General features: G+C 70.7%; 20 protein-coding genes and 1 pseudogene. 14 read left to right on the top strand and 7 right to left on the bottom strand.

Annotated features, from left to right (window positions below; all coding sequences use genetic code 11):
- The first annotated feature begins 140 nt into the window (after positions 1-140).
- The 5 genes from aroH to der all read left to right on the top strand — a co-directional run bounded on the left by aroH (position 141) and on the right by der (position 4642).
- Positions 141-509, top strand: coding sequence for a chorismate mutase (gene aroH / locus ABZ027_RS33715; protein WP_356775039.1), 369 nt, complete (start codon positions 141-143; stop codon positions 507-509).
- Positions 506-1591 (top strand): prephenate dehydrogenase, encoded by a 1086-nt coding sequence (locus ABZ027_RS33720; RefSeq protein WP_356775041.1) that lies wholly within the window; start codon positions 506-508, stop codon positions 1589-1591. The genes aroH and ABZ027_RS33720 overlap by 4 nt, the downstream gene beginning before the upstream one ends.
- 132 nt (positions 1592-1723) lie before the next feature.
- Positions 1724-2410, top strand: coding sequence for a (d)CMP kinase (cmk, locus tag ABZ027_RS33725; protein ID WP_356775043.1), 687 nt, complete (start codon positions 1724-1726; stop codon positions 2408-2410).
- A 62-nt stretch (positions 2411-2472) separates the two neighbouring features.
- Complete coding sequence (locus tag ABZ027_RS33730; protein WP_356775103.1) at positions 2473-3063, top strand: lysophospholipid acyltransferase family protein; 591 nt, start codon at positions 2473-2475, stop codon at positions 3061-3063.
- Positions 3064-3166: 103 nt separating this feature from the next.
- The gene (der, locus tag ABZ027_RS33735; protein WP_356775045.1) at positions 3167-4642 is read left to right on the top strand and encodes a ribosome biogenesis GTPase Der; all 1476 of its coding nucleotides are present in this window, start codon (positions 3167-3169) and stop codon (positions 4640-4642) included.
- A 69-nt stretch (positions 4643-4711) separates the two neighbouring features.
- Here the strand turns inward: der and ABZ027_RS33740 are convergent, their stop codons facing one another.
- Both ABZ027_RS33740 and ABZ027_RS33745 read right to left on the bottom strand, forming a co-directional pair.
- Positions 4712-5089 carry a hypothetical protein gene (locus ABZ027_RS33740; RefSeq protein ID WP_356775047.1) on the bottom strand — a complete coding sequence of 126 codons (378 nt, stop codon included), beginning with the start codon at positions 5087-5089 and terminating at the stop codon, positions 4712-4714.
- A gap of 85 nt (positions 5090-5174) precedes the next feature.
- Positions 5175-5957 carry a hypothetical protein gene (locus ABZ027_RS33745; RefSeq protein ID WP_356775049.1) on the bottom strand — a complete coding sequence of 261 codons (783 nt, stop codon included), beginning with the start codon at positions 5955-5957 and terminating at the stop codon, positions 5175-5177.
- Positions 5958-6497: 540 nt separating this feature from the next.
- Here ABZ027_RS33745 and ABZ027_RS33750 point away from each other — a divergent pair.
- From ABZ027_RS33750 to ABZ027_RS33760, 3 genes are all read left to right on the top strand, one after another.
- Positions 6498-7196: a transglycosylase family protein gene (locus ABZ027_RS33750; protein ID WP_356775051.1), complete on the top strand. Its 699-nt coding sequence runs from the start codon at positions 6498-6500 to the stop codon at positions 7194-7196.
- 116 nt (positions 7197-7312) lie between these two features.
- Entirely contained in the window at positions 7313-7876 is a 564-nt protein-coding gene (locus ABZ027_RS33755) for a transglycosylase family protein (protein WP_356775053.1), read from the top strand.
- Between the two features lie 106 nt (positions 7877-7982).
- Entirely contained in the window at positions 7983-9023 is a 1041-nt protein-coding gene (locus tag ABZ027_RS33760) for a YafY family protein (RefSeq protein WP_356775055.1), read from the top strand.
- A gap of 43 nt (positions 9024-9066) precedes the next feature.
- On the opposite strand, the pseudogene ctaD reads toward ABZ027_RS33760, so the two are convergent.
- Positions 9067-10734, bottom strand: a pseudogene (ctaD, locus tag ABZ027_RS33765) (cytochrome c oxidase subunit I); the annotation flags it as partial.
- 290 nt (positions 10735-11024) lie between these two features.
- Here ctaD and ABZ027_RS33770 point away from each other — a divergent pair.
- Complete coding sequence (locus ABZ027_RS33770; protein WP_356775057.1) at positions 11025-11240, top strand: I78 family peptidase inhibitor; 216 nt, start codon at positions 11025-11027, stop codon at positions 11238-11240.
- A 123-nt stretch (positions 11241-11363) separates the two neighbouring features.
- Here the strand turns inward: ABZ027_RS33770 and ABZ027_RS33775 are convergent, their stop codons facing one another.
- Both ABZ027_RS33775 and ABZ027_RS33780 read right to left on the bottom strand, forming a co-directional pair.
- Entirely contained in the window at positions 11364-12368 is a 1005-nt protein-coding gene (locus tag ABZ027_RS33775; RefSeq protein ID WP_356775059.1) for a phosphatase PAP2 family protein, read from the bottom strand.
- Between the two features lie 247 nt (positions 12369-12615).
- Positions 12616-13821: a mannosyltransferase family protein gene (locus tag ABZ027_RS33780; RefSeq protein ID WP_356775061.1), complete on the bottom strand. Its 1206-nt coding sequence runs from the start codon at positions 13819-13821 to the stop codon at positions 12616-12618.
- Positions 13822-14092: 271 nt separating this feature from the next.
- Here ABZ027_RS33780 and ABZ027_RS33785 point away from each other — a divergent pair, with 271 nt between their 5' ends.
- Both ABZ027_RS33785 and ABZ027_RS33790 read left to right on the top strand, forming a co-directional pair.
- Complete coding sequence (locus tag ABZ027_RS33785) at positions 14093-15736, top strand: MFS transporter (protein ID WP_356775063.1); 1644 nt, start codon at positions 14093-14095, stop codon at positions 15734-15736.
- Positions 15737-15848: 112 nt separating this feature from the next.
- On the top strand, positions 15849-17021 hold the full coding sequence (locus ABZ027_RS33790; protein WP_356775065.1) for an acyl-CoA dehydrogenase family protein: 1173 nt from the start codon (positions 15849-15851) through the stop codon (positions 17019-17021).
- Positions 17022-17067: 46 nt separating this feature from the next.
- On the opposite strand, the gene ABZ027_RS33795 is transcribed toward ABZ027_RS33790, so the two are convergent.
- Together ABZ027_RS33795 and ABZ027_RS33800 are read right to left on the bottom strand one after the other, a co-directional pair.
- A complete protein-coding gene (locus tag ABZ027_RS33795; RefSeq protein ID WP_356775067.1) occupies positions 17068-17508 on the bottom strand; it encodes a cell division protein SepF in 441 nt (146 codons plus the stop codon).
- Positions 17509-17856: 348 nt separating this feature from the next.
- Positions 17857-18810: an ABC transporter substrate-binding protein gene (locus tag ABZ027_RS33800; protein WP_356775069.1), complete on the bottom strand. Its 954-nt coding sequence runs from the start codon at positions 18808-18810 to the stop codon at positions 17857-17859.
- Between the two features lie 431 nt (positions 18811-19241).
- Between ABZ027_RS33800 and ABZ027_RS33805 the strand changes: the two genes are divergently transcribed.
- The 3 genes from ABZ027_RS33805 to ABZ027_RS33815 are packed head-to-tail and all read left to right on the top strand — an operon-like array spanning position 19242 to position 22655.
- The gene (locus tag ABZ027_RS33805; protein ID WP_356775071.1) at positions 19242-20099 is read left to right on the top strand and encodes an amino acid ABC transporter permease; all 858 of its coding nucleotides are present in this window, start codon (positions 19242-19244) and stop codon (positions 20097-20099) included.
- Positions 20096-21862 carry an FAD/NAD(P)-binding protein gene (locus ABZ027_RS33810; RefSeq protein WP_356775073.1) on the top strand — a complete coding sequence of 589 codons (1767 nt, stop codon included), beginning with the start codon at positions 20096-20098 and terminating at the stop codon, positions 21860-21862. Before ABZ027_RS33805 ends, ABZ027_RS33810 begins: the two co-directional genes overlap by 4 nt.
- A 31-nt stretch (positions 21863-21893) precedes the next feature.
- A complete protein-coding gene (locus ABZ027_RS33815; protein WP_356775075.1) occupies positions 21894-22655 on the top strand; it encodes an amino acid ABC transporter ATP-binding protein in 762 nt (253 codons plus the stop codon).
- Positions 22656-22892 lie beyond the last annotated feature (237 nt).

Here is a 22892-nt window from a genome sequence, read left to right on the forward strand (position 1 = left end):
AGCACCGCGTTAGAAGCACCCCGGGACCCCGTGCCACAGGTGTGCGGAGGCGTCTCAGGGAACGGGCGCCGAGCGCCGGTCCGACGGAGGCTGACTACGCTTGATATATCCAGAGCCATACATCAGCAAGGAGCATCGCCGTGGCGGTACGAGCGGTCCGGGGCGCCGTCCAACTCGACAAGGACGAGGCCGGCCACATGGACGAGCAGGTCGGAGCCCTGCTCACCGCCATCATGGAGCGCAACGGTCTGACCGCCGACGACCTGATCAGCGTCTGGTTCACGGCCACGCCCGACCTGCACAGCGACTTCCCGGCGGCCGCGGCCCGCAAGCTCGGCACCGGTTTCGCCGACGTACCGCTGATCTGCGCCCAGGAACTCGACATCGAGGGCGCCATGCCCCGGGTGGTCCGGGTCCTCGCGCACATCGAGTCCGCCCGGCCCCGCGCCGACATCGCGCACGTCTACCTCGGTGCGGCAGGGGCCCTGCGCAAGGACATCGCCCAGTGAGGACCGCACTGGTCATCGGAACCGGCCTCATCGGTACGTCCGCCGCGCTCGCCCTGACCCAGCGCGGCGTCGTCGTCCACCTCGCCGACCACGACCCCGAGCAGGCCCGCACCGCGGCCGCGCTCGGCGCCGGCACCGACGAGAGCCCCGAAGGGCCCGTGGACCTCGCGATCGTCGCCGCCCCGCCCGCCCATGTGGCCGGGGTGCTCACGGACGCCATGCGCCGGGGTGTCGCCCGCGGCTACATCGACGTGGCCAGCGTCAAGGGCGGCCCGCGCCGCGAGCTGGAGGAGCTCGGCCTGGACCTGTCGCCGTACATCGGCACCCACCCGATGTCCGGCCGCGAGAAGTCGGGACCGCTGGCGGCCACCGGCGACCTGTTCGAGGGCCGCCCCTGGGTGCTGACGCCGACCCGCGACACCGACACCGAGGTCCTGAACCTCGCTCTGGAGCTGGTCTCGCACTGCCGCGCGGTGCCGGTGGTGATGGACGCCGACGCCCACGACCGGGCCGTCGCGCTCGTCTCGCACATGCCCCACCTGGTCGCCAGCATGGTCGCCGCCCGTCTGGAGCACGCCGAGGAGGCCGCCGTCCGGCTGTGCGGACAGGGCATCCGGGACGTGACCCGGATCGCCGGCTCCGACCCCCGGATGTGGATCGACATCCTGTCCGCGAACCCCGGTCCGGTCGCCGACCTCCTCGGGGACGTCTCCGCGGACCTCGACGAGACGGTGCGGGCCCTGCGCGCGCTGCAGTCCTCCGACGAGGACAAGCGCCGCGAGGGCACCCTCGGCATCGAGGGCGTCCTGCGGCGCGGCAACGCGGGCCAGGTCAGGGTGCCCGGCAAGCACGGGTCCGCCCCGCGGGCGTACGAGGTCGTGGCCGTCCTCATCGACGACCAGCCCGGTCAGCTGGCCCGCATCTTCGCGGACGCCGGGATGGCCGGGGTCAACATCGAGGACGTCCGTATCGAGCACGCGACCGGCCAGCAGGCGGGCCTGGTGCAGCTGATGGTGGAGCCGAAGGCGGCGCCCGTGCTGACGGTGGCGCTGAAGGAACGGGGCTGGGCCATCCGGCAGTGACCGCCCGCACCCGAGCGGGCCCCTCCTCCCGTCATCCGCCTGTCGGAGGGCGCCCGGGGAGCCAGTAACCTTGTGCGGGGCACGTCCGCGCCCCGCACACCCCAGCGCACCGCACCAGGAAGGTGTCCCCCCGTGGAAAACGGCGCCGCCCAGCCCGTGATTGTCGCCATAGACGGCCCCTCCGGCACGGGTAAGTCGAGCACGTCCAAGGCCGTCGCCGCGCAGCTCGGCCTGAGCTACCTGGACACCGGCGCCCAGTACCGGGCGATCACCTGGTGGATGGTGACCAACGGGATCGACACCGAGGACCCCACGGCGATCGCCGCCGTGGCCGGCAAGGCGGACATCGTCTCCGGCACCGACCCGGCGAACCCGACGATCACGGTCGACGGCACCGACGTGGCCGCCGCGATCCGCACCCAGGAGGTCACCTCCAAGGTCAGCGCGGTCAGCGCGGTGCCCGACGTGCGGGCCCGGATCACCGAACTGCAGCGCTCCATCGCGGCCGGCGCCGAGAAGGGCATCGTCGTGGAGGGCCGCGACATCGGTACCACCGTGCTGCCCGACGCCGACCTGAAGATCTTCCTGACCGCCTCCGCCCAGGCCCGCGCGGCCCGGCGCAGCGGCGAGCTCAAGGGCGCCGACGTCAACGCCACCCGCGAGGCCCTGATCAAGCGGGACGCGGCCGACTCCAGCCGTAAGACCTCGCCGCTCGCCAAGGCGGACGACGCGGTCGAGGTGGACACCACCGAGCTCACCCTCGCGCAGGTCATCGAGTGCGTCGTCACGCTCGTCGAGGAGAAGCGGGACGCGAAGTGAGTGGTCCGTCCGTGCCCTCCCAGAAGGGCGCCGAGGTCGGGCGGCGCATCGGCGTCGGCCTGATGTACGGCCTGTGGAAGCCGCGGGTGCTGGGTGCCTGGAAGGTGCCCGCGACCGGACCGGTGATCTTCGCCGTCAACCACTCCCACAACATCGACGGCCCGATGGTCATGGGCGTGGCGCCCCGGCCGACGCACTTCCTGATCAAGAAGGAAGCCTTCATCGGTCCGCTCGACCCGTTCCTGCTCGGCATCGGGCAGGTCAAGGTCGACCGCGACACCACCGACCGCACGGCGATCACCCAGGCACTGGGCGTGCTGGACAACGGCGGTGTCCTCGGGATCTTCCCGGAGGGCACCCGGGGCGAGGGGGACTTCGCCGCACTGCGCGCCGGGCTCGCGTACTTCGCGGTACGCGGCCGCGCCCCGATCGTCCCGGTGGCCGTCCTGGGAAGTTCCGACCGGCCCGGACGGTTGGTCAAGGGGCTGCCTCCGCTGCGCAGCCGCGTCGACGTCGTCTTCGGTGATCCCTTCGAGGCGGGCGACGGCAGCGGACGGCGTACGCGCCGGGTGCTCGACGAGGCCACCGAACGCATCCAGAAGCAGCTCACCGCGCACCTGGACAACGCCAGGCGGCTGACCGGCCGCCGGTGAAAAAGCCGGGCGTCCACGAGGACGCCGGGCGACACCGAGTAGTGGATCAGCCGGAGAAACCGGACGCTCCACCGATCACCACGATGAACGAGGTACCGACTTCATGAACGACCACATCCACTCCGACGGTTCGGGCGAGGAGCACGACCACGGAGCGCTTGGCGACGCCGAGTACGCGGAGTTCATGGAGCTCGCCGCGGAAGAGGGCTTCGACATCGAGGACGTCGAGGGCGCGATCGAGGCGGCCGGGCACGGTCCGCTTCCCGTCCTCGCCGTCGTCGGCCGCCCGAATGTCGGCAAGTCGACCCTGGTGAACCGGATCATCGGCCGCCGTGAGGCCGTCGTCGAGGACAAGCCGGGCGTCACCCGCGACCGGGTCACCTACGAGGCCGAGTGGGCGGGCCGCCGCTTCAAGGTCGTGGACACCGGCGGCTGGGAGCAGGACGTCCTCGGCATCGACGCCTCGGTGGCCGCCCAGGCCGAGTACGCGATCGAGGCCGCCGACGCCGTCGTGTTCGTCGTCGACGCCAAGGTCGGCGCCACCGACACCGACGAGGCGGTCGTACGGCTGCTGCGCAAGGCCGGCAAGCCCGTGGTCCTGGCCGCCAACAAAGTCGACGGCCAGAGCGGCGAGGCCGACGCGGCGTACCTGTGGTCCCTGGGACTCGGTGAGCCGCACCCCATCTCCGCGCTGCACGGCCGCGGCACCGGCGACATGCTGGACGCCGTCCTGGAGGCCCTGCCGGAGGCGCCCGAGCAGAGCTTCGGCACCGCGGTCGGCGGGCCGCGCCGCATCGCCCTGATCGGCCGCCCGAACGTCGGCAAGTCCTCGCTGCTGAACAAGGTGGCCGGCGAGGAGCGCGTCGTCGTCAACGAAATGGCGGGCACCACCCGCGACCCGGTCGACGAGCTCATCGAACTCGGCGGCGTGACCTGGAAGTTCGTCGACACGGCGGGCATCCGCAAGCGCGTCCACCTCCAGCAGGGCGCCGACTACTACGCCTCCTTGCGCACCGCGGCCGCCGTCGAGAAGGCCGAGGTGGCGGTCATTCTGATCGACGCCTCCGAGCCCATCTCGGTCCAGGACCAGCGGATCGTCAGCATGGCCGTGGACGCGGGCCGCGCGATGGTGATCGCCTACAACAAGTGGGACACCCTCGACGAGGAGCGCCGCTACTACCTGGAGCGGGAGATCGAGACCGAGTTCGGTCAGGTCGCCTGGGCGCCCCGGGTGAACGTCTCGGCGCAGACCGGCCGGCACATGGAGAAGCTGGTCCCGGCCATCGAGACGGCCCTCGCCGGCTGGGAGACCCGGGTCCCCACGGGCCGCCTGAACGCCTTCCTCGGTGAACTGGTCGCCGCCCACCCGCACCCCGTCCGGGGCGGCAAGCAGCCCCGCATCCTCTTCGGCACCCAGGCCGGCACCAAGCCCCCGCGGTTCGTGCTGTTCGCCTCCGGCTTCATCGAGGCGGGCTACCGGCGCTTCGTCGAGCGCCGCCTGCGCGAGGAGTTCGGGTTCGACGGCACGCCGATCCACATCTCGGTGCGGGTGCGCGAGAAGCGCGGCCGGAAGAAGTGACGCGGGTATGAGGAAGGGCGGTCCCGACCGGGACCGCCCTTCCTCATACCGCCGTCCCCCCGGACCGTCTCAGGCGCCCCTGCGCGGCCCGGGCGGCAGCGCCGCCGGGACGTGGTGCATCCCGGTGCCGTGCGCGTGGTGCTGCTGCCCGATCTGCCCCACCCGCTGCCACTGCGACTGCTGCCGGGCGCTGTACGCCCCCGCGCTGTAGGCGCTGTAGGTGTTGTTGAACGAGCCCGTGCTGTGCGGGGTGTTCCCGAAGGCGGTGAAGCCCAGCTCGTCCTCGCCGCTGCGGTCACCCGGCAGCGTACGGAACGACTTGACGTACTCGGCGTAGAGCGCGTCGTAGATCGGCGTGGCCGATGGGCCGCCCAGGAGGTCCTGGGTCGACCGCGCGGACGGAACCGAGTGATAGGACTGGCGGCGGGGAACGTCGTAGATGTGCACGTATGTCCAAACGACCCCGAGCCATCGGGGATGCGGCTGTCAGCGCCCTTTAGGGGCGCTGTCGCAGACGCGGGAACGCTGCGGCTCAGGTCCCCGCGAGCGGCAGCGCCGCCGCGACCAACTTGCCGTTCGCCGCGGCCTTGTCCAGTGCGCCCCGCAGCAGGTCCTCACGCGGCTGCCGGCCGATCGACCCCACCGGCGCGGCGAACAGCAGCACTTGCTGGTGCTTGTTGGCCGCGGCCCGCCAGCCCTCCGTCACCTGGAGCGGCTGGTGTGCCTGCCACCAGGCGACCGGCTGCCCGCCGTTCGGCGACGGCTGCAGCACCGCGTGCAGCTGACCCACGGCCAACAGCACCGACCAGCCGTGCAGGACGGAGGGCACGGACTCGATGGCGGTCACCGGCATGAACCCCTGCTCGATCAGGAGCGGCAGGAAGTCGTCACCGGCTCCCGTCGCGCCGGGCCGCACGATCGGCGCCGTCGGCTCGACGACCAGCGCGGGGTGCAGCTCCCCGGCGATCAGGACGAGCCCGCTGGTCACTCCGAGCACGGCCTGCTCGGGCGCGGCCCGGTCCGGCTCCAGGTCGACGCTCGCGCCGTTGATGGACCGCACCGCCCCCTGCAACTGCTCCTCGGTGACCTGCACGACCTGGGACGGCAGGCAGCTGGAGTGGGCGAAGGCCAGGACGGCGGTCTCGTCGCCGATGAACAGGACGGTGCTGGTGCGCTCCTGTGCGGAGTCGCCCGGGGTACGGCACGACGTGCAGTCGTAGCTGCCGGGGGCGTTCTCTCCGGCGAGCAGCCGGTCGGCTTCTTCGTCGCCGATCTCGGCGCGTACCTCGTCGCTGACGTCGAGCATGCGCGGCACGGGTGGCTCCCTCGGGATGCGGTGCGTGGTGGGACCGGGTGGCTCCCGGCCCGTGAAACCGGGTGGGTCCCGGGCTCATGAATGAGACAACGGGTGACCTGTGGCGGGAGTCACGGCCGCGCGCCGAATGGAATCGAAGCGTCAAACGTGCACGGTCACAGAAGGTGCGCAAGCTGGTGCGCACGGTCAACTGCGCGGAAGCGCAAGGGGGTTGGTGTGGTGAACTGAGTCACAGTCAGCAGCGTCGGCTGGTCGACAAATCCGGAAATCAACGAATGAAGTGGGTGACCGGAAATCGCCGGTACTCGCGGTAACGGTGAACTGGCCTGGAAGGACAAGCGATTGCTTGATCTTGACCGGTCGCCCTCATACATTTCTCCGCCGAGTGCAGACAGCACCGCTCGGGTACGTCCGCCAACCGCACCACACAGGCTCTCAGCACCACCTTCCGGCGGACGGGGCGGAGCGCGACGACCGCGTACGAACGCGGGCCGTGGCGAACCGCCTTGGGGGACCCCGAGTCCTTGGAGAGGGAACTACATGTCCGAATGTGCCGATACCACCCGCGACAACGTTCGTAAGGCGCAGAAGGCTCCCGGCAGGAGCCAGGCCCGTACCACGGCGGTTCTCGCCGGGGCGGCACTGCTCGCCCCGCTCGGAGTGCTGGCCTCGACCGGCAACGCCGTGGCGGCGGACGGCGGGGTGTGGGACCGCATCGCCCAGTGCGAGAGCGGCGGCAACTGGCACATCAACACCGGCAACGGCTACTACGGAGGACTCCAGTTCTCCGCCTCCACCTGGCGGGCGTTCGGCGGCACGGCCTACGCGGCGACCGCCGACCAGGCCGGCCGGGACCAGCAGATCGCCGTGGCCACCAAGGTCCAGCAAGCCCAGGGATGGGGCGCCTGGCCCACCTGTTCGGCACGGGCCGGAGCGGCCGGGAACGCACCCGCGACCTCCTCCTCCGGTTCGACGACCACCAACTCCGCCCCGAAGCCCTACAAGGCACCGGAGCGCTCCGCCGCCGCGCCCGAGCGTTCCACCAAGGCACCGGAGCGTTCGACCTGGCACGCCACCCGTGGCTCGTCCCGAGGCGACTACACCGTCCGCGCGGGCGACACACTGAGCGGCATCGCCGCCCGGCACGGGACCACCTGGCAGCGGCTGTACTCCGCCAACAAGGCCGCCATCGGCGGTGATCCCGACACGATCGTGCCCGGGCAGCGCCTCGACATCTGAGCGTCGCTCCCCGTCCCGGGCACGGGGCCCCATCCGGTCCGCCGACCGGGTGGGGCCCTCGGGCTTCTCGGACGTGCCGGGACGGCCCCGAGGTACCGGCTGCTTAGCGTGGCCCGATGTACCCCAAGCCGACCGAGCTCGCCCTGGCCGCCGCCGCCCTGCTCATCCTCGCCCCCGGCGCGGCGTACGCCGCACCGCCACCGCCGTTCCCCGGGCCGCCGCAGCGACGGGTGCCCTACGAGTGCGCGAAGGACCAGTGGCCCTGGGGCTGCGTCGCCCAGTGCGAGAGCGGCGGGCGCTGGCACGTGAACACCGGCAACGGCTTCTACGGGGGGTTGCAGTTCTGGCAGCCCACCTGGAAGGAGTACGGCGGCCTGAAGTACGCCCCGCGCGCGGACCTGGCCACCCGGGCGGAACAGATCGCCGTCGCCCGGAAGGTGCTGGCCGTCCAGGGCTGGAACGCCTGGCCGGCCTGCTCGGCGCGCTACGGGCTCAAGGGCCGTATGCACACCGTGAAAACCGGCGACACCCTCTCCTCGATCGCCCGTAAGTACGGCGTCAAGGGCGGCTGGAGGAAGCTCTACGAGGCGAACAGGAAAACCGTCGGCCCCCGTCCGGGGCTGCTGTTCCCCCACACGTTGCTGGTCATCCCGAAGGGCTCGGCCCGGTCCCACGCCTAGGCAGTGGTCGGTCCATCGCTTCCACTGCCCAGCCGACCCGTTCCTGACCGTCCATCACGACCCATCGAGGACAGTGGCTGTCCGCGATCGCCGGCAGACTCGGAGCATGTTGGAGACCTCGGCACGTCTGCTGCGTCTGCTCTCCCTGCTCCAGGCCCACCGCGAATGGTCCGGTGCCGATCTGGCCGACCGTCTCGGTGTCACCCCGCGCACCGTCCGCCGGGACGTGGACCGGCTGCGTGAACTGGGCTACCCCGTCAACGCCAGCCCTGGCACCGGCGGCGGCTACCAGCTGGGCGCGGGCGCCGAGCTGCCCCCGCTGCTGCTGGACGACGACGAGGCCGTCGCGGTCGCGGTGGGCCTGCGCACGGCCGCCGGGCAGGGCATCGACGGCATCGGTGAGACCTCGGTGCGGGCGCTCGCCAAACTGGAGCAGGTGCTGCCGGGCCGGCTGCGTCGCCGGGTGAGCGCCCTGAACGCCTTCACCGTGCCGATGCTGCGCGGTCCCGCTCCCTCCACCGTGGACCCGGCCGTCCTCACCGAGCTCGCCCACCTCTGCCGGGACGCCGAGCGCCTGCGCTTCGAGTACCGCGATCACGACGGCACGCCCAGCCGCCGTACCGTCGAACCACACCGCCTGGTGTGCAGCGAGCGCCGCTGGTACCTGGTCGCCTGGGACGTCGACCGGGACGACTGGCGTACGTTCCGCGTCGACCGCGTCACTCCCAAGCCACCGCACGGCCCGCGCTTCGCCCCGCGCACACCGCCCGCCGACGATCTCGCCGCGTACGTCTCCGCGGGGATCTCCACCCGCGCGTACGCCTCGCACGCGGCCGTCCGGCTGCTGGTGCCGCTGGCGGAGGCCGCCGAGCGCCTGCCCGCCTCCGCCGGCACCCTGGAGCCCGATGGGCCGGGCGCCTGTGTCCTGCGCACCGGCGCCCCGAACCTCGACGTGATGGTGATCCACGTGATGATGCTGGGCTTCGAGTTCGAGGTGCTGGAGCCGGCCGAGCTGACCGAGGCGATCAGGACCGCTCGGGACCGGCTTGCTCGCTCTTTGGCTCGGGCTGGGGGATCTGGGCCGCGTACTCGGGATGGTGCAGATCGAACGCCGGGGCCTCGGAACGGATCCGGGGCAGCGTGGTGAAATTGTGCCGGGGCGGCGGGCAGGAGGTCGCCCACTCCAGGGAGCGGCCGAAGCCCCAGGGGTCGTCGACGTCGACCTTCTCGCCGTACCTGGCGGTCTTCCAGACGTTGTAGAGGAACGGCAACGTGGACAGGCCCAGCAGGAACGCGCCGATCGTCGAGAGGGTGTTGAGCGCGGTGAAGCCGTCGGCGGCGAGGTAGTCCGCGTAGCGCCTGGGCATGCCCTCCGCGCCCAGCCAGTGCTGCACCAGGAACGTGGTGTGGAAGCCGACGAACAGCGTCCAGAACTGGATCTTGCCGAGCCGTTCGTCGAGCATTCTGCCGGTGAACTTCGGCCACCAGAAGTAGAAGCCGGCGAAGGTCGCGAAGACGACGGTGCCGAAGACGACGTAGTGGAAGTGGGCGACCACGAAGTACGAGTCGGTGACGTGGAAGTCCAACGGCGGCGAAGCCAGGATCACCCCGGTCAGCCCGCCGAACAGGAACGACACCAGGAAGCCGACCGCCCACAGCATCGGCGTCTCGAAGGACAGCGAGCCTCTGAGCATGGTGCCGGTCCAGTTGAAGAACTTCACGCCCGTCGGCACCGCGATCAGGAAGCTCATGAACGAGAAGAAGGGCAGCAGCACCGCGCCGGTCGCGAACATGTGGTGCGCCCACACCACCACCGACAGACCGGTGATCGCCATCGTCGCCCCGACCAGCGTCAGATAGCCGAAGATCGGCTTGCGGCTGAAGACCGGGATGATCTCCGTGATGATGCCGAAGAACGGCAGCGCGATGATGTACACCTCGGGATGCCCGAAGAACCAGAACAGGTGCTGCCACAGCAGCGCCCCGCCGTTGGCCGCCTCGAAGACCTGCGCGCCGAACCGCCGGTCCGCCTCCAGGGCCAGCAGCGCCGCGGCCAGCACCGGGAACGCCAGCAGGACCAGGATCGACGTGAACAGGGTGTTCCAGACGAAGATCGGCATCCGGAACATCGTCATGCCGGGTGCGCGCATCCCGATGATCGTGGTGATGAAGTTGACGGCGCCGAGGATCGTGCCGAAGCCGGCCAGCGCCAGGCCCATGATCCACAGGTCGGGGCCGACGCCGGGGGAGTGCACGGCGTCGTTGAGCGGCGCGTAGGCGAACCAGCCGAACGCGGCCGGTCCGGACGGCACCAGCAGCGAGCCCAGCACGATCAGGCCGCCGAAGAGGAACAGCCAGTACGAGAGCATGTTCAGCCGGGGGAAGGCGACGTCCGGGGCGCCGATCTGCAGCGGCATCAGCTCGTTGGCGAAGCCCGCGAAACTCGGTGTCGCGAACAGCAGCAGCATGATCGTGCCGTGCATCGTGAACAGCTGGTCGTACTGCTGGTTGTCCATGATCTGCAGCCCGGGGCGGGCCAGCTCGGCGCGCATCAGCAGCGCCATGACACCGGCGATCAGGAAGAAGAGGAACGACGTGATCAGGTAGAGGTGGCCGATCTTCTTGTGGTCGGTGGTGGTCAGCCAGTCGACGATCACGCGCCCGCGGGTCCGACGTTCCCCGGGTCGTGCCGGCGCCCGCACGGTCTGCGTCACCATCGCTCGCTCACCCCTTCGCTGGTCGCGCTCCGGGCCCGCTGAAGCCCCGCCACGCGTACCCGCGAGCTGCCGCCTTGATGCTCGCGTCGACACGTGCTCCGTCCGGGGGAGTACGGGGGGTTCTGTGCCGCGACCGTGCATTTCCTATGCGGTGTCAGTTCCCGTGGACCGGTCCGGAATCGCTGGGCGGAAAGGGGAGAGGAACGGTTCTCCGGAAACTTTCCGCCGGTGCTTTTCCCGCGGTCGGCGCGACACGCGGGAATTGCGTTCGAATCCCAGCGGAAGGCCTACGAAACCGCTCGTACGTGTGACGGAGTTAGCCCGAACCGAGGGTCGTTGTTCTGTGACAGAAGCGTGACAGGGCACGGACGAGTGAGCTGCGGCACAAGCCCGGACTTCCCCGGTCGGCGGACAGCGCCTAGCGTGGCCGTATGGCATCCATTCCGACACCTCCCGCCGAACCCGACGACAGTCCGGACACCTATGTCGGCCTCGACGCCGACACGGCCGAACGGCTCGCCCGCGAGCGGGGGTGGTCGACGGTCCGCTCGCTGCCGCCGGGGACCATCATCACGATGGAGTACCGGAGCGGTCGGCTGAACTTCGAGGTGAAGGACGGCCAGGTGGCCCGGGCCTGGAAGGGCTGAGACCCGCATACGGCGACGGCCCCGCTCCTGTCGAGGAGCGGGGCCGTCGCCGTGCGGGGCTGGGCTGTGCGTACCGGCCCCGCCGACTGGAAGGGGGCCTTCCAGGCGTGCGCGGTGCGGGGGTCAGCCGCCGGTCACGGGGCGGGCGGCCGGGCCGGTGCCCCGCGCGACGCGGTCCGGGTGCGGTGGCCTGCGGCTGCCGACCGGGGTGACCGGCGTGCGCTCCGAGCGGGTCGTGTGCGGGCCCGGGGCCAGGTAGACGGGTGCCCGGGGGGTGCGGGCCGCGGTCTCGTTGGTCTGCGGAACGGTACGCGGCTTGAGTCGCACGGGCGTCTTGACCGGGGAGAGCGGCGCGGGCGCCGGGCTGCCACGGCGGGCGCGCCAGCGGTCGCGCAGATCGAAGATCTCGTCCTCGGCGCGGGCGATCAGCGGCTCGCACCAGGGCAGTGCCAGCAGCACCAGCAGTCCGGCGACCCAGCCGAGCAGCACGTCGCTGAGCCAGTGCGTGCCGAGATAGACGGTGGCCATGCCGACGCCGAGCGACACCACCGCGGACACCGCGGACAGCCAGCGGCGCGCTCCCGGGGTGGAGGCCAGATACGCCAGGATGCCCCAGGTCACCACGGCGTTGGCGGTGTGGCCGCTGGGAAATATATCGCCGCCCAGACCCATCTCGTTCGAGCCGATGCTGGTCGCGTAGTGCGGGCCCAGCCTGCCCATGCCGTACTTGGCGGCGCCGACCGTGATGTTCAGCAGCAGCAGCGCCGCGCCCAGGGTGAGCAGCGGACGCAGGGTGTGCTGCCGCCAGGAACGCCAGCCCAGCCAGGCGGCGACCATGACGGCGGTCGGGCCGCGCTGACCGAGGACCACGTAGTAGTCGACGAACCAGTGGATGCCCGCCCACTGCTGGTACGGGCGGAAGAACATGACCTGCCAGTCGAGGCGGACCAGCCATGAGGTGATCACCACGAGCCACACCATCGCCAGATAGAACGCGAGGGTTCCGGCGAGCAGCGCGACTCGGTGCCGGCTCATCTTCGGCACATCGAGGTGGGCCGGTCGTTCCGGCTCACGGTCGAGCCTGGCGAACACCCGGTCCAGACGGGTGAGGTTTCGTTCGGTACGCACCCAATCGACGTTACAGCGAGTGAGCTCAGTTCCCGGTCGAATCCACGGCTTTGTGATGACCATGTGATGTGGGATTCCTCTCAGCGTGAGGTTTATTTCCGAGGAATCCGCAATACCGGAGGGGTGGCCCCTTCAATTCCTTTGATCGTTATGGCTGGGGGTTTTATGGCCCTTATGAATTCGTTCACCGAATCATGGGGTGGAATTACCCGTGCGCTCACTGACTCCGCGCACGCCGTGTAGTCGATCATGGCGGACCGCTGCCGTTCAGCCAGAACGCCCCGTACCCCGCCGAGGCCACCGCGACCGCGCCCAGAACCAGCACCGACCTGCGAGGACGCGAGCCGGCCAAGGCCCGGGCGAGAGGCAGCAGCAAGGGGAAGGCGGGCAGCAGCAGGCGTGGTTTCGAGCCGAAGTAGCTCGACGCGCACAGGGCGAGGGCGGTGACGACCCCCGCGTACACCAGCAGGGGCGGTGGCTGGCCCTGGCGGACGCAGACGACGTACAGCCGGACGACCAGCCCGACCCCGACGATCAGTCCCACGCCCGCCATGGCCGAGGGGAACGAGGTGAACTTGTCGGCGACGAAGCGGGCGAAGGCGTATCCGCCGTCGAAGCCGTTGCGCCAGCCGGCCTGCACGTCGAGATACCCGAGCGGACCCTTGCCGGTGTGGTGGCCGACCCACAGGACGTAGGCGGCCGCTCCCACGGGGGCGAGCAGCATGCCGAGGACGGGTGTCGTGGTCCGTGTGCCGCCCGGGGCCGCCCTCCGGTCCCGCGCCAGGGAGGCGATCGCCGCCACCCACACCGCCGCGACCGCCGCGAGCCCTACCGGCCGGGTCAGGCCCGCCAGCGAGGCCAGCGCGCCCGCCGTCATCCACCGTCCGGTCAGAACCGCGTACAGCGACCAGGCGGCCAGCGCGGTGAACAGCGACTCGCTGTACGCCATGGACTGCACGATCCCGACGGGCAGCACGGCCCACAGCAGGACCGCGTAGAGGCCGACCCGTCCGCCTCCCGCCGCCGGCCCGTGGTCGGCGCCGCTCTCCGTACGGCCGTACACGTGGTCCGTGACGGCGAAGATCCCCCAGGCCGCCGCGAGTGAGGCGAGCAGGGCGACGAGGAAACCCGCGTCGGCGTACGACAGCGGGGTCAGGGCCGCCAGCAGTCGCTCCAGCCACGGCAGCAGCGGGAAGAACGCGAGGTCGGAGTGGACGTCGCCGTTCGGCAGGCGCAGCTGGTAGCCGTATCCGAGCTCGGCGACCCGCGTGTACCACAGCGAGTCCCAGCGGGCGGTCAGCAGCGTGTACGCGCTCTTGTCACGGGCGGCGCTCCACAGGGCCAGCGTCAGCAGCCCCAGGGCGCGTACGGCCGCGTACCCGAGGAGGGCCGGGGCCGCCCGGCGCAGGGTCGCGGCGCCGGGCCGGGCCCCGCGCGTCTCAAGATCGGTCACGGGCCCGATTATCGACGGCGGTCCGAACCGGACGGTCCGTGGGGGTCCGGTGAGGGACCTGAGGAGAGAGGGGAGAAGTGGTGTACACCACACTGGTTCCGTACGGGTGTGAGAGGTCCGCCACTCGGCTGTGGGGCGGACTCGCGTACTCTGACGTGTCACTCGCCGTTCGCTGCGCGGGTCGGAGACCACCGCTTCACTCCGGCCGAGTCACGGGAGTCCCCGCCCGTGAGCCCCGCCGAACGCGAGGGAGCATCTGGGAGGTACGTGCATGTCCGGGACGACGACGGCTGCCGCTGCGCTGCGCCGTCGGGCGGCCGGGGCCGGCGCCAACCGCTGGGTCGTCCTGGTCGTCCTCTGCGTCAGCCTGCTCCTGGTCGCCCTCGACGCGACCGTGCTGCACGTGGCGGTGCCCGCCGTCACCGAGGACCTCAGGCCCGGCGCGATCGAACTGCTCTGGATCGTCGACGTCTATCCCCTCGTCTGCGCCTCGCTGCTGATCCTCTTCGGCACACTCGGCGACCGCGTCGGCCGCAGAAGGATCCTGCTGCTCGGGTACGGCCTGTTCGGCGTCGCCTCCGCCATGGCCGCCCTCGCCGGGACCGCCCAGACGCTGATCGTGGCGCGTGCGCTGCTCGGGGTCGGCGGCGCCATGATCATGCCCGCGACGCTGTCGATCCTGCGCCAGGTCTTTCCGGACCGGCGGGAGCGGGCGCTCGCGATCGGTATCTGGAGCGCGGTGGCGGCGGTCGGCGCGGCGGTCGGCCCGCTGCTCGGCGGCTTCCTCCTGGAGCACTTCTGGTGGGGCTCGGTGTTCCTCGTCAACATCCCGTTGATGCTGGTCAGCCTGCCGGTCGGGCGGTTGCTGCTGCCCGAGTCGAAGGGGGACGGGCGCGGACCCTGGGACGTGGTCGGCGCGTTGATGGCGGCGGCCGGGCTGTTCGGCCTGGTGCTGGGCGTGAAGCGGCTCGGCGGCGGGGAGCTGGACGCGTTCACGGCGGTGCCGCTGACCGTGGGGGCGAGCCTGATCGTCCTGTTCGTACGGCGGCAGCGGCGCCGGGCGCATCCGCTGGTGGACCTGCGGATGTTCGCGCGGCCGGCCTTCAGTACGTCGGTGGGCTGCATCGTGCTGGCCATGCTCGCGCTGGTGGGCCTCGAACTGATCGCCGCTCAGTATCTCCAGCTGGTGCTGGGGCTGTCCCCGCTGCAGACCGGGCTACGGCTGCTGCCGCTGACCGTCGCCGCGATGGCCGCGGGACTGGTGGGCGCGCGGATGCTGCGGCGGTTCGGACCACGGCGGATGGTGAGCCTCGGGTTCTGCCTGACGGCGGCGGCCGTCGTCCTGCTGACGGCGATGGGCGGCGAGGACAACCCCGCGCTGATGCTGTCCGGGTTCGTGCTGCTCGGCTTCGGACTGGAGACGACGCTGTTCGGGGCGTACGAGTCGATGCTGAGCGAGGCCCCGCCGGAGCAGGCGGGCGGGGCGGCGGCGATCGGCGAGACCTCGTACCAGCTGGGCGCGGGGATCGGGATCGCCCTGCTCGGCAGTGTGATGAACGCGGCGTACACACCCGGGGTGTCGTCGGTGCCCGGTGTTCCGGCGCCGGCGTCGGCGGCCGCGGGACATTCGCTGGGCGAGGCCTACGAGGTCGCCGGGCGGCTCGGCGGGCCCGCCGGGGCGGCCCTGCGGCAGACGGCTCGGGACTGCTTCGTGCACGGGCTGCACGTGACCTTGCTGGTCAGCGCGGGGCTGTTGGTGCTGGGCGCGGTGATGGCTCTGCGGTTGCCGCGGGTCATGCAGTGCGAGACCGCCGCGGCCGGGGATGAGACCGCCGCGGTGAAGGGCGGGAGTGCCGCGGTGGAGGCGGAGATCCCCGCGCCTCGGGAGGTCGCGGAGTCCCGCGTCTCCGCTTGACGCGACGCTCTCCCACCCGCGCCCGCGGGGATCCTGGACGTGCGGGACGGTCCGTCGTACCGTCGGGAGCGGACGTGTAACTAGCGGTGCTAGTTTATGAGAGGACGTGCTCATGCCCCCGTTCGACCCCGCGGATCCCCTCGGTATCGACGACCTGCTCGATCCGGAGGACCTGGCGATCAGGGCCACCGTGCGGGACTGGGCCGCCGACCGGGTGCTGCCCCATGTCGCCCAGTGGTACGAGAGCGGGGAACTGCCCGGGATCCGGGAGCTCGCCCGGGAACTGGGCGGGATCGGGGCGCTCGGGATGTCGCTCAGCGGATACGGGTGCGCCGGGGCGAGTGCCGTGCAGTACGGGCTCGCCTGTCTGGAGCTGGAGGCCGCCGACTCCGGTATCCGGTCGCTGGTGTCGGTGCAGGGATCCCTCGCCATGTACGCCATCCATCGGTTCGGCTCCGAGGAGCAGAAGCAGGGCTGGCTCCCGCGGATGGCCACCGGTGAGGTCATCGGCTGCTTCGGGCTCACCGAACCCGACCACGGCTCCGACCCCGCCTCCATGCGGACGTACGCCAAACGGGACGGCGGAGACTGGGTCCTCGACGGGCGGAAGATGTGGATCACCAACGGGTCCGTCGCGGGCGTCGCCGTGGTGTGGGCGCAGACCGACGACGGGATCCGCGGATTCGTCGTCCCCACCGACACCCCCGGTTTCGCCGCCCCGGAGATCAAGCACAAGTGGTCCCTGCGCGCCTCCGTCACCAGCGAGCTCGTGCTGGACGACGTACGACTGCCCGCCGACGCCGTACTGCCGGAGGGCGCGGGGCTGCGCGGTCCGCTGAGCTGTCTGTCGCACGCCCGCTACGGCATCGTCTGGGGGGCCATGGGCGCGGCCCGGTCGTGTTTCGAGGCGGCTGTCGGCTACGCGAAGACACGGGAGCAGTTCGGGCGGCCTATCGGCGGGTTCCAGCTGACCCAGGCCAAGCTCGCCGACATGGCCGTCGAACTGCACAAGGGGATTCTGCTCGCCCATCACCTGGGGCGGCGCATGGACGCCGGCCGCCTGCGTCCCGAGCAGGTCAGCTTCGGCAAGCTCAACAACGTACGGGAGGCGATCGAGATCTGCCGGACCGCCCGTACCATCCTCGGCGCCAACGGGATCTCGCTGGAGTACCCCGTGATGCGGCACGCGACCAACCTCGAGTCGGTGCTCACCTACGAGGGCACCGTCGAGATGCACCAACTGGTGCTGGGCAAGGCGCTCACCGGACTCGACGCCTTCCGGTAGCGACGGATCGGACCCCGCGGGGGCAGGGCCGGCGAGCGGCCCTGCCTCAGCTCTGGTTGAAGAAGCCGTCCGTGCGGTGCGCGGCCGAATTCTCGCTGATGATCTCCGTGTCGGCGGGGGTGAGCAGGAACACCCTGTTGGACACCCGGTCGATCGAACCGCGCAGGCCGAAGATGAGCCCGGCCGCGAAGTCGACGACACGCTTGGCGTCGCCCGCCTCCATGGCGGTGAGGTTCATGATGACCGGGACGCCGTCGCGGAACAGCTCGCCGATGGCGCGGGCGTCCCGGAAGCTGTCCGGGGTGACCGTGCCGATCCGGCGGCCTCTCTCCTCGGCGACGTCGGACGCCACCTTGACCCGCGGGTCCGTGACCCAGGCATCTCCGGGCTGCTCGGTCCCTTCGGAGTAGTCGTCGTCGTAGTAACGCTCGTCGTCGTTGTCGTCAACGAGGCCGAGCCAGGCACTCGCCTTGCGAACCGATCCCATGGACGCCTCCTCTCACAGCGGTCTTTCTTGCTTTCCGCATCCCCATGGTCATCCATGATGCGGACGGTGCGCCATGTGGATAGACGCCGCGCGGGGGGTTTGTGACGGTACTGGTGCACAGCGAATCCGTCGAGAGTCCAGGTGTCCCAAGGGTCGTTCCGCAAACAACTGCTGACTGTGAGTGAAATATGATTCTTCACGGCGTACGGGTGATGCCCGGTGCGTACGGGTGAACGGCGGGAGGTGGAGGAGGCGCCCTCTTCGCAGTTCAACGCCGTACGCACGCACTTTGACGGAGGCTCAGACCGAAGTGGCGGGAGAACGGCGTACGGCCGGATGCAGCCGACGCTAGTTCTTCAGTTCCGGTGGTGAGATCTGTGACGTGGTGATCGCCGAGCCCGTCGTACCCCACTTCTTCAGGATTTTGTTGTACGTCCCGTCCGCGATGAGCTTGTTGACCGCGGCCCGGAACGCGGGAGCCAGGTCGGTGCCCTTCTTGAAGGCGAAGCCGACGTCGAGGCGGTGGAACTCGTTGAGGAACTTCACGCCTTCCTGGCGGGCGACCGCGTAGCGCAGGCCGTTGATCGTGGACATCACGACGTCGCTGCGGCCCTGCTGGAGCGAGGACCAGATGGCCCCCTGCTCGTTGTAGGTCTGCACCTTGTACGCCGTCTTGCCGGCATCGGTGCACAGGTGACGGCTGTCCTCCAGGGTGGCCTCGAAGGTGGTGCCCGCGCCGGTCGCGATGTTCAGGCCGCACAACTGCCGCAGGTCGGTGACCTTGGAGAGCTTGTTGTCGGTGCGGGTGGCGAAGCCCTGGCCGTCGTTGATGTAGGTGACGAAGTCGATGGTCCTGCGGCGCTCGTCGGTCACCCCGAAGTTGCCGACGCCGAGGTCGTACTTGCCGCTGTCCAGGGCCGGCAGGATCGCCTCGAAGCTGGCCTGTTCGGTCTTGAGCTTGACGCCGAGGACCTTGGCGACGGCGTTCGCGAAGTCGACGTCCTGGCCGGCCAGGGTCTTTCCGTCGTCCAGGATCGAGGTGCCGGGCGGCTGGCCGGAGACGCTGACGGCGAGGGTGAGGCTCCGCGTGCCGGAGGGCAGCAGCTTGGCGGCCGCCTCGTCCTTCCGGACGGCGGAGACGACGTCCTTGACGGGGATCGCGTCGGACTGGGCGGCGGCGTTCGCCGCCCCGCCGGTGGAGTCGCCCGTACCGGAACCGCAGGCGGTGAGGAGCAGGGTCGCCGAAGTGACCAGGGTGAAAGCGGCAAAAAGGCTTTTACGGGCATGCGTGGGCGTGCGCATCGGGTGCGGTCTCCTGGGAGCAGAAGGCGAAGAAAGCGCTGAGTGAGGGGAGGGGAGCGCGTGTGAAGGCGAAGCGAGAGGGAGAACGCGAAAGCGCCCGCGACATCAGAGGATCGGGGCGCGCAGGGGGTCAGCTCAACAGGAAGAGGACCACACGCGACCGAAGTCGATGTGGGAGCGCTTGACCAGCCACTGCTGTGGATGCATGGGCCAAGTGGAACAGGCATCCGGTTGTGCGTCAACCGACTTGAGACGTACGGCTCACACTCTGGACAGCCTTGACAGTGACGGGAAACGGACCCGTACTCTCAAGGGGCGGCCCCGCTGAGGGGCTCGGCCGCATCCACCGCCGCGCTGTCGCGCGTCCGTGCGCACCGCCGTGTGAAGGCACCCACCCGAGTTCGACCACGTCGAAACCCCGGAGCCTTCGCATGTCCTCCGACACCCTCGCCAAAGCCCCCGCCGCACCGGACATCCCGGAACACGCGGATTCCCTGCGGATCGTCCCGCACCGCCGGTTCGGCCAGTGGACGGCCGCCGTCGCCGTGCTGGTGCTGCTGGCACTCGTCGTCAACTCCGTGCTGCGCAACGAGGCGTTCCAATGGGACGTCGTCGCCGACTACTTCACCTCGGACGCCGTGCTGCGCGGCCTGTGGCTCACCCTGTGGCTGACCGCGGTGGTGATGGTGCTCGGTTTCGCCCTCGGCACCCTGCTCGCGGCCTTCCGGCTGTCCGCCAACCCTGTGCTGAGAAGCGTCAGTTGGGGATACGTCTGGTTGTTCCGCTCGATCCCGATCCTGGTGCAGCTGCTGCTGTGGTTCAACATCGGGGCGCTGTACCCGCAGATTTTCGGCGTGAAGACCGTGAACCTGCTCGGACCGGTCACCGTCGCCATCATCGGCCTCACCCTGCACGAGGCCGCGTACGCCGCCGAGGTCGTCCGCGGCGGCATCCTCTCCGTCGACCGCGGACAGATCGAGGCCGCGCAGGCGCTCGGTCTGAGCCGGTGGCGCCGCTGGTGGCGGATCGTGCTCCCGCAGGCGATGCGCTCCATCGTGCCGCCGGCCGGGAACATGCTGATCGGCACCCTCAAGGGCACCTCCATCGTCAGCGTCATCGCGGTCCAGGACCTGCTCTACTCGGTGCAGCTCGTCTACCACCGCACCTACCAGATCATCCCGCTGCTGATGGTGGCCACCGTCTGGTACACCGTCGTCACCTCGGTGCTCAGCCTCGGCCAGCACTACGTCGAGAAACACTACGCGCGCGGCTCGGAGCGGACCCGATGAGCACGTACCGGCCCTCCCTGGTGATCGTCGGGGGCGGGCCGCGGGGGACCGGCCTGATCGAGCGGATCGCCGCCAACGCGCCCGAGCTGTACGCCGGTGAGGGCCTCGACATCCACCTGGTCGACCCGCATCCGCCGGGCGCCGGACGCATCTGGCGCCAGGCCCAGTCACCGCTCCTGTGGATGAACTCGCACGCCGAGGACGTCACCATGTTCACCGACGACACGGTCGACATGGCCGGCCCCGTCACCGAGGGGCCCACGCTGCACGAATGGGCCGGCATCGACGGCCGCACCTTCGCCGACCGGCGGATCCAGGGCGCCTATCTGCGCTGGGTGCACGAGCGGGCGGTGGCCGCCCTGCCGCCGGGCGTCACCGTCCACCACCATCCACGCCGGGCACTGCGCGTCGAAGGGCCGGCCGAGGGACGCCAGCAGGTGTGGCTGGAGGGCCGCCCCCGCCCGCTCCACGCCGACCTCGTCGTACTCGCCCTCGGACACCTCGACGCCGAACTCGACGACCAGCAGAGCGAACTGGCCGCCCACGCACGCGCCCACGGTCTCATCCACCTGCCGCCGGACTTCACCGCCGACAGCGACCTGTCCCCGCTCGCACCCGGCGAACCCGTCCTGGTCCGCGGCTTCGGGCTGGCCTTCATCGACCTGATGGTGCTGCTCACCGAGGGCCGCGGCGGACGGTACGACCAAGACACCTATGTTCCGTCCGGACGTGAGCCGGTCCTGTACGTCGGTTCGCGGCGCGGAGTGCCGTACCACTCGAAGATCGGCTACGACTGGACCGGCGAACGACCGCCGCTGCCCCGGTTCTTCGGCCCCGCCGAGGTGGACGGGCTGCTCGCCCGGCCGGGAGGCTTCGACTTCCGGCGCGATGTGTGGCCGCTGGTGGAGAAGGAACTGGGCTTCGCCCACTACCACCGGCTGTTCACCGTCCACCCCGAGCGGACCGGCGTGGCCTGGTCCGTCTTCGAGGAGAAGTACGCGGCCGTCGACGACCCGGCGGACCGGGCCGCACTGGTCGCCGCCGCCGTGCCCGACCCCGCCGACCGGCTCGACCTCGCCGCACTGGACCGCCCGCTGGAGGGGGTGCGGTACGACTCCTCCGAGGCGTTCCAGGACGGACTGCGGAGGTATGTCGAGGCGGACCTGGACCGCCGTCACGATCCCGCGCACAGCCCCGACCTGGCGGTCTTCCTCGGACTGCTGTCCGTGTACGGCCAGTTGGTCCGGCTCGGGGACGTCGGCCCCTGGTGGCACGGCTTCTTCAGCTATCTGGCCTCCGGACCGCCCGGACCCCGGCTCAGGCAGCTGCTCGCCCTCTCCCGCGCGGGCGTCCTGCGGTTCCTGGGAGCCGACATGACCGTCACCGCCGAGGGCGGGGTTTTCCGGGCGTCGAGCGCCACCGTGCCCGGGTTCACCGTCGAGGCCCGCGCGCTGGTCGAGGCGCGGCTGCCCGAGCCGACGGTCGAGCGCGCCCGCGACCCGCTGCTGCGCGCACTGCACGCCGACGGCGCGGCCGAGACGCCGGAGGGGCTGCTCCGGGTCAATCCCGCCGACGGGCGGCTCCTCGACCGGGACGGACGGCCGCATCCCCGGCGTTTCGCGCTCGGGCCCTACACCGACGGCCGCACTCCCGGCGCGTTCACCCGGCCGCGCACCGGGGGGCCCGCGTTCCGGCAGAACGACGCGACGGCCCGGGCCGCGCTGGCCTTCCTGGCCGCGCTCTCCGGGCGCGCGGCCGCATGAGACACCCACACTCACCCGAAGGATTTCCACGATGAGCGTCATGGTCGACATCAGGTCCGTACACAAGCGTTTCGGCTCGCTGGACGTGCTCAAGGGCGTCGACCTCGCCGTGCGCGCCGGCGAGGTCACCGTGATCCTGGGCCCGTCCGGGTCCGGCAAGTCCACACTGCTGCGGACCATCAACCACCTGGAGAAGGTGGACCGGGGCGCGATCAGCGTGGACGCGGAACTGGTCGGCTACCGGCGCTCCGGCGACAGACTGCACGAACTGCCCGAGCGTGAGGTGCTGAAGCAGCGCACGCGCATCGGCTTCGTCTTCCAGAACTTCAACCTCTTCCCGCACCTCACCGTGCTGGACAACGTCATCGAGGCGCCGGTGTCCGCGCTGAAGCGGCCCCGCAAGGAAGCCGTCGACAGCGCACGCCGGCTCCTCGACCGGGTCGGCCTCGCCGACAAGGCCGACTCCTACCCGAAGCAGCTCTCCGGCGGACAGCAGCAGCGGGTGGCGATCGCCCGGGCGCTGGCCCTGGAGCCCAGGCTGCTGCTCTTCGACGAACCGACCTCCGCGCTCGACCCCGAGCTGGTCGGCGAGGTCCTCGACGTCATCAGGGACCTGGCCCACCAGGGCACCACGATGATCGTCGTCACCCATGAGATCGGCTTCGCCCGCGAGGTCGCCGACACGGTGGTGTTCATGGACGACGGCCGGATCGTCGAACAGGGCCCGCCCGCCGACGTACTGGACCGGCCGCGGCACGACCGCACACGCGCGTTCGTCTCCAAGGTGCTCTGACTCCCGCCGCCGGGAGGAGACCCTGGCCTTCGCGGTCGGGGAGGGGGAAGCGGAATGTGCTGCGAGGAGCGGGTCGGTCGCCGGGATCGTAAAGACCGTTCAAAGGGTGACGGCCGAAAGGCGCCCTTGCGCCGACCGTCCGTTCGGCCGAATACTCCCCCTCAGCGCTTGTCAGGGGCACGGCGGGTCCGGGATTCGGGCGGTCGGCACCCTGGCTGCGCCTCACGGGCCCGACAA

The sequence above is a fragment of the Streptomyces sp. NPDC006332 genome, from assembly GCF_040612855.1.
Classification (GTDB): Bacteria; Actinomycetota; Actinomycetes; order Streptomycetales; family Streptomycetaceae; genus Streptomyces.